The 14,574-nt window shown below is 47.8% G+C and carries 11 protein-coding genes, 1 pseudogene and 1 CRISPR repeat array; of the genes and pseudogenes, 9 read left to right on the top strand and 3 right to left on the bottom strand.

Annotated elements, in window-relative coordinates:
- Positions 1 to 40: 40 nt before the first annotated feature.
- Both QSJ10_RS01655 and QSJ10_RS01650 read right to left on the bottom strand, forming a co-directional pair.
- Positions 41 to 1,087 (bottom strand): DmpA family aminopeptidase, encoded by a 1,047-nt coding sequence (locus tag QSJ10_RS01655; RefSeq protein ID WP_033016948.1) that lies wholly within the window; start codon positions 1,085 to 1,087, stop codon positions 41 to 43.
- A 515-nt stretch (positions 1,088 to 1,602) separates the two neighbouring features.
- A pseudogene (locus QSJ10_RS01650) lies at positions 1,603 to 2,053 on the bottom strand (RpnC/YadD family protein); the annotation flags it as partial.
- 310 nt (positions 2,054 to 2,363) lie between these two features.
- Between QSJ10_RS01650 and cas9 the strand changes: the two are divergent.
- The 6 genes from cas9 (at position 2,364) to ybaK (ending at position 9,812) form a co-directional block, all read left to right on the top strand.
- Positions 2,364 to 5,627 carry a type II CRISPR RNA-guided endonuclease Cas9 gene (gene cas9, locus QSJ10_RS01645; RefSeq protein ID WP_053532223.1) on the top strand — a complete coding sequence of 1,088 codons (3,264 nt, stop codon included), beginning with the start codon at positions 2,364 to 2,366 and terminating at the stop codon, positions 5,625 to 5,627.
- On the top strand, positions 5,557 to 6,456 hold the full coding sequence (gene cas1, locus QSJ10_RS01640) for a type II CRISPR-associated endonuclease Cas1 (protein ID WP_053532222.1): 900 nt from the start codon (positions 5,557 to 5,559) through the stop codon (positions 6,454 to 6,456). Before cas9 ends, cas1 begins: the two co-directional genes overlap by 71 nt.
- A 4-nt stretch (positions 6,457 to 6,460) precedes the next feature.
- Positions 6,461 to 6,769: a CRISPR-associated endonuclease Cas2 gene (gene cas2 / locus QSJ10_RS01635; protein ID WP_033016933.1), complete on the top strand. Its 309-nt coding sequence runs from the start codon at positions 6,461 to 6,463 to the stop codon at positions 6,767 to 6,769.
- A gap of 100 nt (positions 6,770 to 6,869) precedes the next feature.
- A CRISPR array of direct repeats spans positions 6,870 to 7,892; the repeat unit is 36 nt; unit sequence ATTATACCACAGCGATAATCTCAGGGGAACTATGAC.
- 126 nt (positions 7,893 to 8,018) lie between these two features.
- Positions 8,019 to 8,594, top strand: coding sequence for a helix-turn-helix domain-containing protein (locus tag QSJ10_RS01630; protein ID WP_289493445.1), 576 nt, complete (start codon positions 8,019 to 8,021; stop codon positions 8,592 to 8,594).
- A complete protein-coding gene (locus QSJ10_RS01625) occupies positions 8,548 to 9,087 on the top strand; it encodes an IS630 family transposase (RefSeq protein ID WP_289493446.1) in 540 nt (179 codons plus the stop codon). Before QSJ10_RS01630 ends, QSJ10_RS01625 begins: the two co-directional genes overlap by 47 nt.
- Before the next feature lie 248 nt (positions 9,088 to 9,335).
- Positions 9,336 to 9,812: a Cys-tRNA(Pro) deacylase gene (ybaK, locus tag QSJ10_RS01620; RefSeq protein ID WP_012749287.1), complete on the top strand. Its 477-nt coding sequence runs from the start codon at positions 9,336 to 9,338 to the stop codon at positions 9,810 to 9,812.
- A gap of 202 nt (positions 9,813 to 10,014) precedes the next feature.
- On the opposite strand, the gene cdr is transcribed toward ybaK, so the two are convergent.
- A complete protein-coding gene (gene cdr / locus QSJ10_RS01615; protein ID WP_061567561.1) occupies positions 10,015 to 11,703 on the bottom strand; it encodes a CoA-disulfide reductase in 1,689 nt (562 codons plus the stop codon).
- 403 nt (positions 11,704 to 12,106) lie between these two features.
- Here cdr and QSJ10_RS01610 point away from each other — a divergent pair, with 403 nt between their 5' ends.
- The 3 genes from QSJ10_RS01610 (at position 12,107) to QSJ10_RS01600 (ending at position 14,496) form a co-directional block, all read left to right on the top strand.
- A complete protein-coding gene (locus tag QSJ10_RS01610) occupies positions 12,107 to 12,682 on the top strand; it encodes a helix-turn-helix domain-containing protein (RefSeq protein WP_289493445.1) in 576 nt (191 codons plus the stop codon).
- Complete coding sequence (locus QSJ10_RS01605) at positions 12,636 to 13,175, top strand: IS630 family transposase (RefSeq protein WP_033016649.1); 540 nt, start codon at positions 12,636 to 12,638, stop codon at positions 13,173 to 13,175. Before QSJ10_RS01610 ends, QSJ10_RS01605 begins: the two co-directional genes overlap by 47 nt.
- A 133-nt stretch (positions 13,176 to 13,308) precedes the next feature.
- Positions 13,309 to 14,496 carry an IS701 family transposase gene (locus QSJ10_RS01600; protein ID WP_289493444.1) on the top strand — a complete coding sequence of 396 codons (1,188 nt, stop codon included), beginning with the start codon at positions 13,309 to 13,311 and terminating at the stop codon, positions 14,494 to 14,496.
- The last annotated feature ends 78 nt before the right edge of the window (positions 14,497 to 14,574 follow it).

The raw sequence follows: 14,574 nt of genomic DNA, 5'->3' as shown, positions 1-14,574 counted from the left end.
ATAAACGACCTGAGAGGAATCCCTTTCAGGCCGTTTTCGATCATTCTCCCATCCGTCGAAGCAGCGAATACGGAATCGCCTCCCCCACCCGCCCGTTGCGCCCGGCCGTCGTCTCGGCCATCGTAAGCGAATTCCAAATCGCTTCCTCGGTCGCCTCAATCGCCGCCTGGAACAGCTCATTCATGAGCGGCGCGTCATCACGGACGAGCGGAGGGAACGGTTGAAGAGCAGAATCCGAAAAATGGGGAATGGTATAAGCATTGGAAAACGCAATGACAATGTCGCCGCTCCCGTGATGGACGCAGCTTCCCGTCCGCCCGAGCCCCACCGCCGCCCGCTTCGCCAGCCGCTTCAACTGCCGCGCATCAAGCGGCGCATCGGTCGCGACGATCATCATAATCGAACCAGGCGGCACATCCCGTTCATCAAACGACGGCGGCACATACGGCACGAACCGCAACTCCTCACGCCGGCCGAAATTGCTCACGACCAGCGCCCCGACCGTATATCCCCTACTCACGACCCGCGACGAGCTGCCAACGCCCCCTTTCCAGCCGAAGCACATCATACCCGTCCCCGCGCCGATCGCCCCTTCTTCCATCTCCACCCGCGCCGCGGCAATCGCCTCTTTCGCATGCTCCTTCGTCACCGAAAGCGCCCGCGCCGTATTCAAATAGCTGTCATTGCATTCCCCGACGACAATGTTGACCGACCCGGTCGTATCTCCGATCTCCGGCGTCATCGCAAGCATATACTCAAGCGTCCCTTGCCAGACAGCGCCGACACTGAACGTATTGGTCAGCATAATCGGCGACTCGATCAACCCAAGTTCCTCGACCTGCACCAACCCGACCGTTTTCCCAAAACCGTTCAAAACAAAACAAGCCGCGGGCACCTTCTCCAAAAACCAGTTGCCCCCATGCGGCAACACCGCCGTCACCCCAGTGCGGATCACTGTCCGCTCATTCATATCTTCCCGAATCGTCACATGACCGACCCGCACCCCAGGCACATCGGTGACTTGATTGCGCTCCCCTGTCGGAAGCGTGCCGATGGAAAAACCGAGATCGCGAAGCTTGCAGCGCATAACCGTTCCCCTTTCTTTCCTTTGCTTGCCCCCATCGTGAAAAAGCAAAAACAAACGCCCATCCGGAAGCAAACAAATGTTGCTCCTTCTATCCAAGTATAGCGCATCGAACAAAGCTACCGCGAGAAAAACAGAACGAAGAAGAAGTTTTGCACGTGGCGAGGATCAAGGAAAGATGGTGGGTCATCTCCACATTGCCAGCGAAGACAGCACAAGAGGTGAAAAGATCACCAAATTGCGCGGGTGAAAACGCGATTCAGATATGTGTAGAAGACGGGGAGTTGGATAAGTTTTAATCCCTCATAGGTACGATAAAAACCCACACAATGCGCATAAAATCAAGCTTTTCCCCTTTTGGCTGTTTTCAGAATATCACGTTTCAAATATTCTGTCAATATCGTTCAGCCGTGTTGGCTGTAGGATTTTGGCGCAAAAGAACATTGTCGTCGATCCCCCGGGGTTTTGGCACGATTGGAGGTCGACGACAATGTGGGGCTTGACGGCGAAGGGCCGTCTCACCCCTTCATCCTTTCAATCTTCTCCATCGGCAGTCCGGTCAGTTCGTGGATCGTGTCGACATCGTATCCTTTCGCCAGCATTCTCTTCACCACGTCGAGCTTCCCTTCCTCGATCCCTTCTTGGCGTCCTTGCTTCATCCCTTGCTTTAACCCCTGTTCGATTCCTTGTTGGATTCCCTTTTCCATCCCCCGCTGTTCGTATGAGACGATGAGCTCCATCACACGCTTTGCTTCCTTCGTTTCCATTTGGCTCCCCTCGTGTCGCCGTTTTGCTTCCTCCTCTTCGGATCGCCGCAAATACGTCTCGAAAAAAACCGAACAATAGCCGCTGTTTCGCTTCATCCAGCTCGAGACGGATGAGCATGCGCAAAAATTCCTTTTTCACGTCGACTTTCTCCTCTTCATTATACCCCATTTTGCTTAGCAAGATGGTGGCAACCGAATTATTTGGTGGATGCAGCGCTAGGGCAGACCCATACGAGTGGGTTTCCCTCCACTCAAAATGATCTAACTTTTGAAAAAAATGCTTGCGTTTTCTAAAATTCCCCATTATTATAGTAATAGGATCATACCACAGCAATGATCTCAGGGTTACTATGATAAGGGCTTTCTGCCTAAGGCAGACTGACCCGCGGCGTTGGGGATCGCCTGTCGCCCGCTTTTGGCGGGCATTCCCCATCCTTGCGCAAACTCAGACCTTGGCGGAAAACGCTAAGGTCTTTTTTACTACATATCTCTATTAACGGGAGGGGATCGACATGAGATACAAAATCGGCCTTGATATCGGCATTACCTCTGTAGGTTGGGCAGTCATGAACTTGGATATTCCCCGCATCGAAGATTTGGGCGTCCGCATTTTTGACAGAGCCGAAAATCCGCAGACGGGAGAATCCCTAGCTCTTCCCCGACGCCTCGCCCGCTCCGCCCGGCGTCGATTGCGCCGCCGCAAGCATCGGCTGGAGCGCATTCGCCGTCTGGTCATTCGCGAAGGAATTTTAACGAAAGAGGAACTGGACAAACTATTCGAGGAAAAACACGAAATCGACGTCTGGCAGCTGCGTGTTGAGGCATTGGATCGAAAATTAAACAACGACGAGCTGGCTCGCGTCCTCCTTCATCTAGCCAAGCGGCGCGGCTTCAAATCCAACCGCAAAAGCGAGCGCAGCAACAAAGAAAACAGCACGATGCTCAAACATATCGAAGAAAACCGGGCCATTCTCTCAAGCTACCGGACCGTCGGCGAAATGATTGTGAAAGATCCAAAGTTTGCGCTCCATAAGCGCAATAAAGGAGAAAATTATACAAACACAATCGCCCGCGATGACTTAGAACGCGAGATCCGACTCATTTTCTCCAAACAGCGTGAGTTTGGAAACATGAGTTGCACGGAAGAGTTTGAGAATGAATATATCGCCATTTGGGCTTCCCAGCGTCCTGTCGCTTCCAAAGATGACATCGAGAAAAAGGTCGGCTTTTGTGCCTTTGAACCGAAAGAAAAACGGGCGCCAAAAGCAACTTATACATTCCAATCGTTCATCGCCTGGGAGCACATCAATAAATTGCGGCTCATCTCCCCATCAGGCGCACGAGGGCTCACCGATGAGGAACGACGCCTTTTGTATGAACAGGCATTCCAAAAAAACAAAATCACCTACCATGATATACGGACGTTGCTCCATTTGCCTGATGACACTTACTTTAAAGGCATTGTGTATGATCGAGGCGAATCACGAAAGCAAAATGAAAACATCCGATTCCTTGAACTCGACGCCTATCATCAAATTCGGAAAGCCGTCGATAAAGTGTATGGAAAAGAGAAGTCAAGTTCATTTCTCCCAATCGATTTTGATACATTCGGTTACGCCCTGACATTGTTTAAAGATGATGCTGACATTCACAGCTACTTGCGAAACGAATATGAACAAAACGGAAAACGGATGCCAAATTTAGCGAACAAGGTATATGACAACGAGCTAATTGAGGAACTATTGAACTTGTCATTCACCAAATTCGGCCATTTGTCGCTAAAGGCGCTTCGCAGCATTCTCCCGTACATGGAACAAGGAGAAGTCTACTCTTCGGCTTGTGAGCGGGCGGGATACACATTTACAGGGCCAAAGAAGAAACAAAAAACAATGTTGCTACCAAATATTCCGCCGATCGCCAATCCGGTCGTCATGCGTGCATTGACACAGGCGCGGAAAGTGGTGAATGCTATTATTAAAAAGTACGGTTCGCCGGTATCCATTCATATCGAGTTGGCCCGCGATTTATCACAAACGTTTGACGAACGGCGGAAAACAAAAAAAGAACAAGACGAAAACCGGAAGAAAAACGAAACCGCCATCCGCCAACTCATGGAGTATGGCTTGACGCTAAACCCAACCGGCCATGACATTGTCAAGTTCAAACTTTGGAGTGAGCAAAATGGGAGGAGCGCCTACTCGCTTCAACCGATCGAAATCGAGCGGCTGCTTGAACCGGGGTATGTAGAAGTGGATCACGTCATCCCGTATAGCCGAAGCTTGGACGACAGTTATACCAATAAAGTGTTGGTATTGACAAGAGAAAACCGCGAAAAAGGCAACCGCATTCCTGCCGAATATTTAGGCGTCGGAACCGAACGCTGGCAACAGTTTGAAACGTTTGTGTTAACGAACAAGCAGTTTTCCAAAAAGAAACGGGATCGGCTGCTCCGACTCCATTATGATGAAAATGAAGAAACAGAATTTAAAAATCGAAATTTAAATGACACCCGGTATATTTCACGCTTTTTCGCCAACTTTATTCGCGAACATCTGAAATTCGCCGAAAGTGATGACAAGCAAAAAGTCTATACGGTCAACGGCCGCGTTACCGCCCATTTACGAAGCCGCTGGGAGTTTAACAAAAACCGTGAAGAATCGGATTTGCATCATGCCGTCGATGCCGTGATCGTCGCTTGCACAACGCCAAGCGATATCGCCAAAGTCACCGCCTTTTACCAACGGCGCGAACAAAACAAAGAACTGGCCAAAAAGACAGAACCGCACTTCCCGCAGCCTTGGCCGCACTTCGCCGACGAACTGCGGGCGCGTTTATCCAAACATCCAAAAGAGAGTATAAAAGCTCTCAATCTTGGAAATTATGATGATCAGAAACTCGAATCGCTACAGCCGGTTTTTGTATCCCGAATGCCGAAGCGGAGCGTTACAGGGGCGGCTCATCAAGAAACATTACGGCGCTACGTCGGTATCGATGAACGGAGCGGGAAAATCCAAACTGTTGTCAAAACGAAACTGTCCGAAATCAAGTTGGATGCGAGCGGGCATTTTCCGATGTACGGCAAAGAAAGCGACCCAAGGACATACGAAGCGATCCGCCAGCGTCTGCTTGAACATAACAATGACCCGAAAAAGGCATTCCAAGAACCTTTGTACAAGCCGAAAAAGAACGGCGAACCCGGGCCTGTCATTCGGACCGTAAAAATCATCGACACAAAAAACCAGGTCATCCCGCTCAATGACGGCAAAACCGTCGCCTACAACAGCAACATCGTTCGGGTTGACGTATTTGAAAAAGATGGGAAATATTATTGTGTCCCTGTCTACACCATGGACATCATGAAAGGGATTTTGCCAAACAAAGCCATCGAGCCGAACAAGCCGTACTCTGAGTGGAAGGAAATGACGGAGGACTATACGTTCCGATTTAGCCTGTACCCGAATGATCTCATTCGCATTGAGCTTCCGCGGGAAAAAACAGTGAAAACAGCCGCAGGCGAAGAGATCAACGTTAAGGATGTATTTGTCTACTACAAAACGATTGACTCAGCCAACGGAGGATTAGAGTTGATCAGCCATGACCACCGTTTCTCGCTCCGCGGCGTCGGTTCAAGAACCCTCAAACGATTCGAGAAATATCAAGTAGATGTGCTCGGCAACATCTACAAAGTGAGAGGGGAAAAGAGAGTTGGGTTGGCGTCATCTGCTCATTCGAAACCCGGGAAAACTATCCGTCCGTTACAATCAACTCGTGATTGAACAGGAAGAAAAAGTTTCGATCCCGCTCGAGGATATTTGTTCCATTATCATCGAGGAACAAGCTGTCAGCGTGACAGTAGCCGCTTTAAGCAAAATGGCCGAACATAACATTGCATTATTCACCTGTGACCAAAAACGGCTTCCCAATGGGGTGCTGCAGCCGTTCCAAAAACATTCCCGCCAAGTGGGCGTGCTGCACATGCAGTACGCCTACTCCAAGCCTTTTAAAAAGCGAATTTGGCAGCGGGTCGTGATCCAAAAACTCATCAATCAAGGAAAGTGTTTGGAGTTCCTGAACAAAGAAGGGGCCGACGAGCTATACCGCATCAGCAAAACCGTCGACTCTGGAGACAGCAATAACCGTGAAGCGTATGGAGCCAAAAAGTATTTCCAGTATTTATTTGGCAGTGAATTTACCCGACGAAGCGACTCCGTGGTGAACGCTTCTTTAAATTACGGATACGCCATTATGCGGGGACTCGTCGCCCGCTCTCTCGTTGGGTATGGTTTTTTCCCATGCTTAGGAATTTACCATGATAACGAGTTGAACAAATTTAATCTCGCCGACGACTTTATGGAAGTATTGCGTCCGCTCGTTGACCTATACGTGGCTCAACATATTCAACCGGATGATGAATTTTCTCCATCCATTCGGGCAGACTTATATAATTTAGCCAACATGGACATACTAGTGAATGGAGAAAAACTGACCGTCGTGAACGCGGTGGAAGAAATGATAAAAAGCTTCGTCACGGCAAGCCGAAGCCAAGACCCTTCGTTGTTGAAATTGCCGGAACTTCTCCCGTTGCAACTGCACGTGTATGAGTAAGTTTATGCGGTTGCTCGTCTTTTTCGATCTTCCCGTCGTGACCAACCGGGAGAAGCGCGAATACCGGCGATTTCGCACATTCCTGCTGAACGAAGGGTACGATATGTTGCAATTTTCGGTCTACAGCCGCGTCTGCCACGGACATGAAGCAACGGACAAACATTTGGCAAGATTAAAACGCAACTTGCCCCCTCGAGGATCGATTCGGGCGATGGTCGTAACGGAAAAGCAGTACGCAAAAATGCAGCTGCTTCTCGGGGAACCAACGGCGCAAGAAAAGAAAGTGACATCCACCCAGCTGACGCTTTTTTAAAAAAAACAGAAATGGTTCCTCTTTTTGCATAAGCGCCTTTGCATTTTTTGAAAGCAAAAAAGCCTGCGATCCTTGAGATTGCAGGCTTTTTTGGATACGTATTATACCACAGCGATAATCTCAGGGGAACTATGACCTCTCTATATAGCTCCACTTCCTTACGTTGATTATACCACAGCGATAATCTCAGGGGAACTATGACTTTCACCCAGGCACCTAATAAGGTGTCATAATTATACCACAGCGATAATCTCAGGGGAACTATGACTGAGAAAGCGCGTGTTGTTCAATCGGTGCGATTATACCACAGCGATAATCTCAGGGGAACTATGACGGCATCATAGCCATGTTGAGCCGCATACCAATTATACCACAGCGATAATCTCAGGGGAACTATGACCGAAGGGAACTCCACCCGTCATTCCTTCGATTATACCACAGCGATAATCTCAGGGGAACTATGACTTGCCTCCGCATCACCAGTGAAAAGGAATGATTATACCACAGCGATAATCTCAGGGGAACTATGACCTGCTAAATATTCGTTCATCTTGCGGTGAAATTATACCACAGCGATAATCTCAGGGGAACTATGACCGTGTTAAGGGTTTTGACTATCGTTCCTCTATTATACCACAGCGATAATCTCAGGGGAACTATGACCGAACGCCCGGAATAAGAATAAATTCTTGTATTATACCACAGCGATAATCTCAGGGGAACTATGACCGCCCGATGCGGCGAAATGTACGTCAGTTAATTATACCACAGCGATAATCTCAGGGGAACTATGACCATCTTCGAAAAACTCCAATGCCGCCAGCGATTATACCACAGCGATAATCTCAGGGGAACTATGACAGTGTTGGCGATTTTGCGAGCCAACGCGGATTATACCACAGCGATAATCTCAGGGGAACTATGACGTTTTTCAGGATATTGCGCAAGGCGGATATATTATACCACAGCGATAATCTCAGGGGAACTATGACTTTATCCTTATTGGTTACGTGCTTTTTTTATTATACCACAGCGATAATCTCAGGGGAACTATGACGCAATGCTCGAAAAATACTCAGCCCATGTAATTATACCACAGCGATAATCTCAGGGGAACTATGACGCGTGAAAAGGCCGTCAGAAAGGCTTCTATATATATGCTCATTGAAAAGTTAACCTTCGTATAAGTGGTTCCCACTCCGGTTATACTGCTCCTAAGGAAAAGCATGGAAAAGGAGCGGAATTCTGCATGAAACGTCTCAAAATCACCAATGATCACGGATGGACACCTCGGACACTTCGCAAACAGGAACGGAAAATCAAAAACACCCTTCTTCGCCAACGGGTGATGGCGGTTCGCCTGGTCATGGAAGGCTATTTGGGCAAAGAGGCGGCTTCCATGGTCAACGTGTGCCGACAAACCGTTTCCCATTATGTGTCGCTGTTCAACGAAGGCGGTCTGGAGCTCTTGCTTCATCGGGATTTCGCCCCCGGGCGGGAGCCGTTTCTCACCGAAGAACAGCAGGAAGAGATCAAACACCTTGTGTTGACCACTACTCCCGCGGAACTGGGCTGGGACGTTGCTTCGGCGTGGAACACCAAACTCCTGCAATCCTATGTCGCAAAGCAATTCGGTGTTTCCATTTCCCGCGAAGCGCTGCGAAAACTCCTGCACCGCAAAGGGCTGTCGTGGACACGACCGACGTACACACTGGCGAAAGGAAATCTGGATGAGCAAAAACAATTTGAAAAACAAATGGATCTGATAAAAAAAAAACTTGATCACCAAGGAGACAGAAGATGCTGTTCTTCTGTACATCGATGAAACCCATATCCGCTCTTACCATGTCTTGCGGTCCACATGGTCGGAAGTCGGCCGCCAAAAACAAGTGCCGACGTTTGGCCATCATGCCCACGTATCGCGGTTTGGCGCGGTCAACGTCCATGATGGTGAAACGGTGCTTCATCAAACGACCGCTGCCAATGCCGCGACGTTCTTGGATTTCTTGAGAATGCTCAAAGAGCGCTATTTAGACTGTCTCATGGTTTTGGTGTTGGATAACGCCCGCATTCACCATGCCAAAATGGTCAAGGAGTTTTTGCGGGAAGAAGGGCAGTGTTTTCACTTTATTTACCTTCCTCCCTATTCGCCACAGCTGAACCCGATCGAACGCTTATGGAAATGGCTGAAAGATACGGTGATTGCCAATGTATTTCACAAGGATCGCAACGATATCATTCAAGCCATTACTCGGTTTGTCAACTACATCCACGAACGTCCGGAGGAAGTGCTGCAGCGTTTAGGGTGTGCAGGATGACTGAGAAGTTAACTCTTCATGTTGCATGTGTATAGATAAAGGAAACACCATGAGATCGACATTTCCATTCTATTCAGGCGTGACTAGATTGTTGTTTTTTGCGCCGATAGGAATAAAATCAAGGCAGTTAGAATAATTGCAGGGGAATACAACACTTGTTTTTGATGATTATGTTTAAAAAACATATTTGTTCCCATGTGTGTTGATTATCCAGCATTTACTGTTGAAACGAACTGGAGGGAAGAAAAATGGCGACAGAAAAAACCAACGCGATGCGTGTTCTTGATAAAAAAATGATTCCTTACAATGTCTTTACCTACGACAGTCAGGATGGGAGAATTGACGGCATATCGGTTGCTCAAAAAATTGGGAAAGACCCTCAATTGGTATATAAAACATTAGTAACACAGGGGAAAAGCGGAAACGTTTATGTGTTTGTCATCCCTGTAGAATCGGAACTCGATTTGAAAAAAGCTGCGCAAATAACGGGAGAGAAAAATGTCGCATTGGCGCCGATGAAAGATATCGAAAAATTGACTGGCTATATTCGTGGAGGGTGTTCACCGATAGGGATGATAAAACATTATCCGACCTTTATCGATTCCAGTGCTTGTCAATTTGAGCATATCATCGTTAGCGGCGGCAAAATTGGTTTGTTAATTGAACTAAGCGTGGAAGATTTACAAAGCATAACAGAAGCTACGTTTCATGAAGTGGTAAAATAAACGCCAAAAACTACTGATCGTTTCCCTTTTTTCCCGAAAAGCCTCCTTTCTCTAAACGAAAGGGAAGGGCAAGATGATCAGCGGTTTTTTTGTATAAAAACAAATATGTGTTCTATACAAGAATTTTTCTATGCCAAAACTTCTTTGCTGGAGATAATAAGAAACTCCCACCTTTTCATGGAATGAAGGTGGGAGTGGTTCATTATTTTTCTACGAATTTCGGCGGCATATTTTGAACTTGGTGTTTTGCACCAAATACGGAGGAATACAATTTATAGCCGCCATCTAAATTTTTCGCGCGGAAACCGTTGTCGTGCAAAATTCGTGTTGCTAAATATCCACGCAAGCCGACTTGACATGTTACGTAAATGGTTTTGTCTTTCGGAAGTTCCGCTAAACGTTCGCGCAGTTCATCAAGCGGAATATTGATAGCACCAGGAATCGTTCCACGTGCGACTTCTTTTGGTGTACGAACGTCAATGAGCGTGCCTCCGTTTGCGATGATTTCATCAATTTCATGCCATTGTACGGTTTCCACCATTCCATCGAGAATGTTCGAAGCAACGTAACCGGCCATATTCACTGGATCTTTCGCGGAAGAAAACGGCGGTGCGTAGGCAAGCTCTAAATCCGGTAAATCACGAACCGTTAAGCCGCCTTTAATAGCGGTTGCGATGACGTCGATACGTTTGTCGACGCCGTCTTTTCCAACGGCTTGCGCACCATAAATTTTGCCTGTTTCTTTGTCAAAAATCAGTTTCAATGTCATTTGTGTTGCATTTGGATAATAGCCCGCATGGTTCATTGGATGAACATGGACAACTTCATATGGGATGCCGAGTTGTTTCAAGGTTTTTTCATTATTTCCTGTTGCTGCGACGGTTAATTCGAAAATTTTCACGATCGCAGTTCCTAATGTGCCATTGTATTTCACATCGAGCCCATGAATATGATCCGCTACCAAGCGGCCTTGGCGGTTCGCCGGCCATGCAAGAGGGACAAATGTCTCAAAACCATGAATGTAGTTTTTTACTTCGATAGCGTCGCCGATGGCGTAAATGTTCGGATCGGATGTTTGCAAATATTCATTGACTTTGATAGTGCCGCGCACCCCAAGTTCAAGTCCGGCATTTTTCGCTAATTGACTTTCTGGCTGTACCCCGATGGCCAAAATAATCATATCGGTTTCAAGCGTGCGGCCGCTATTTAGAACAATACGTCGGCCGTTGTCTTCGAAAGCTTTCACGCCATCTTCCAAAATCAAATTTACGCCATTTTCACGCATATGCGCGTGAACAATCGATGCCATCTCGTAGTCAATCGGTGCCAACACTTGATTTGCCATTTCCACAAGCGTTACGTTCACTCCGCGCTTGACTAAGTTTTCTGCCATCTCGACACCGATAAACCCTCCGCCAATGACTACGGCGCTCTTTGGTTTTTCGTGATCAACGTACGCTTTTATTTTATCTGTATCAGATAGATTACGAAGCGTAAATAACGCGTTGGCTTCATGAATTCCAGGAATTGGCGGTATCATCGGCTTTGCGCCAGGTGACAAAATTAATGTATCGTATGTTTCTTCGTATTCCTCGCCAGTGCGGATATTTTTTACTGTAACAGTTTTACGGTCACGATGAATCGCTGTGACTTCGCTTAAATTGCGAACATCAATACGAAAACGCTTCGCCATTCCTTCAACCGTTTGGACTAATAGTTTGTTTCTATCCGTAATGACTTCGCCGATATAATACGGCAGGCCGCAGTTAGCAAACGAAATGTATTCGCCTCTCTCAAACATAATAATTTGGTATTTTTCGCTTAACCGGCGCAATCGGGCCGCTGCGGTGGCTCCCCCTGCTACACCGCCGACAATTACAATTTTTCGCATGAAGATTCCCCTCCATTATATAGATTACGAAGTTGCATTTATTGACTAATTATTGCAAGCATGAAAGATCCTATCTGTTCGTATTGAATGATCTTTAATAATATACCCTATACGGTATATTAAAGGTGATTATTACTTTTGTCAATGATGTTCACATTTATTTCATAGTTAATACCGAAGATTACGAACGTATGTTTATGGAAGGTGGGGATGGAGATGGCCACAGAGGCTGTTTCAGAGAGGGGAGTAATGAGCTTGAAGAGTATATTCAACCCGTGGTGCTAGTTGAGTCTTAACGCTCAACTATATATATGCTCATTGAAAAGTTAACCTTCGTATAAGTGGTTCCCACTCCGGTTATACTGCTCCTAAGGAAAAGAATGGAAAAGGAGCAGAATTCTGCATGAAACGTCTCAAAATCACCAACGATCACGGATGGACACCTCGGACACTTCGCAAACAGGAACGGAAAATCAAAAACACCCTTCTTCGCCAACGGGTGATGGCGGTTCGCCTGGTCATGGAAGGCTATTTGGGCAAAGAGGCGGCTTCCATGGTCAACGTGTGCCGACAAACCGTTTCCCATTATGTGTCGCTGTTCAACGAAGGCGGTCTGGAGCTCTTGCTTCATCGGGATTTCGCCCCCGGGCGGGAGCCGTTTCTCACCGAAGAACAGCAGGAAGAGATCAAACACCTTGTGTTGACCACTACTCCCGCGGAACTGGGCTGGGACGTTGCTTCGGCGTGGAACACCAAACTCCTGCAATCCTATGTCGCAAAGCAATTCGGTGTTTCCATTTCCCGCGAAGCGCTGCGAAAACTCCTGCACCGCAAAGGGCTGTCGTGGACACGACCGACGTACACACTGGCGAAAGGAAATCTGGATGAGCAAAAACAATTTGAAAAACAAATGGATCTGATAAAAAAAAAACTTGATCACCAAGGAGACAGAAGATGCTGTTCTTCTGTACATCGATGAAACCCATATCCGCTCTTACCATGTCTTGCGGTCCACATGGTCGGAAGTCGGCCGCCAAAAACAAGTGCCGACGTTTGGCCATCATGCCCACGTATCGCGGTTTGGCGCGGTCAACGTCCATGATGGTGAAACGGTGCTTCATCAAACGACCGCTGCTAATGCCGCGACGTTCTTGGATTTCTTGAGAATGCTCAAAGAGCGCTATTTAGACCGTCTCATGGTTTTGGTGTTGGATAACGCCCGCATTCACCATGCCAAAATGGTCAAGGAGTTTTTGCGGGAAGAAGGGCAGTGTTTTCACTTTATTTACCTTCCTCCCTATTCGCCACAGCTGAACCCGATCGAACGCTTATGGAAATGGCTGAAAGATACGGTGATTGCCAATGTATTTCACAAGGATCGCAACGATATCATTCAAGCCATTACTCGGTTTGTCAACTACATCCACGAACGTCCGGAGGAAGTGCTGCAGCGTTTAGGGTGTGCAGGATGACTGAGAAGTTAACTCCTGTAGATGAGCAAATTCACTGACATAAATTGACAACTAAACAAAAAAGGAGACATGAACCGGATTCCTTGGTTAGAATAGATGTACCACCAACTATCCACAAGGAGGTTCATGTCTCATGAATAGATTAGCACATCACCAAGGAATCCACAAGTTTTTCTTCACGCTGGGGTTGACGCTGCAGCTTTCCAAACCGGTCATCAAGCATCTCATTCATATTGTCGATGCCTTGACCACCAAGGGATTCTCGGGAACATTGACTGATATTCATTACTGGAGCTTTCATCCGAATCATCGAACGACGCTCCGTCACTTTTTCACGAAAAGCCCTTGGAACGAGGAAAGGCTGCTTGGGAAGCTTCAAGAGTGGATCCTTTCCCAGGTCGAACGACTGGCCAAACGGAAGAATCAACCCCTTTTTGTTTCGATTGATGATACGATTTGCCAAAAAACGAAGCCTTCGTCACGGGCTGTGCACGCCATTCAAGGGTGCGACTGGCACTACTCGCATAAAGATCATCAATCGGTCTGGGGGCATTCGCTCGTTTGGCTGATGGTGCACACCTTCACGCAGGCGTTCCCATTTGCGTTCCGCCTGTATGACAAGAAAGCGGGAAAAAGCAAGATCGACCTGGCGATCGAGATGCTTTCCTCGCTCAAGGTGAAGCGGGCTCAGCCGGTGTATGTGCTCATGGATTCGTGGTATCCGTCCAAAAAGCTCATCGAAGCCTGTCTGAAACAGGGATTCCATGTCATCGCGATGCTCAAGGCGAACCGGATTCTTTATCCGAAAGGCATCGCCGTCCAAGCCAAGCAGTTCGCCCGCTATATCGAGCCCCAAGACACCCGCCTCGTCACGGTGGGTCAGGAGCATTACCGCGTGTATCGCTATGAGGGGGCCATCCATGGCCTCGATGACGCGGTGGTGCTGCTGGCTTGGAAGGCGGATCAGCCGATGACACCGGAACATCTCCATTGCGTCTTGAGCACCGACCGGGAGCTCGGGGACGAAGACATCTTGCGTTACTACGCCCAGCGCTGGACGATCGAATGCTTTTTCCGGCAGGCGAAAGATCAACTGAAGCTGGATGGATACCGCGTTCACCACGTTCGGGCGGTGAAACGGTATTGGGCGGTGGTGCTGCTCTCCTGCGTGTACAGCATCGCCGAATCCCGACAAAACCTCTCCACCGGGCTGGAGCTTCTTCGGTCGCGGAAAGACCACAGCGTCGTCGAGTTCATTTATGACGCTGCAAAGCAAGATATTCCCATTGATGTGATCAAAAAACAGCTCCGTATCGCGTAAGGGGTACACTGTTTGTCTCTCTAACCATGGAAATTATTGTAATGAAAAATGCTCATCTACAGTTAACTCTTCATGTTG

Source organism: Geobacillus stearothermophilus ATCC 12980, from assembly GCF_030369615.1.
GTDB lineage: Bacteria > Bacillota > Bacilli > Bacillales > Anoxybacillaceae > Geobacillus > Geobacillus stearothermophilus.
Note: the sequence above shows the minus strand (reverse complement) of the source record. Positions and strands in the feature narration are given on the sequence as shown.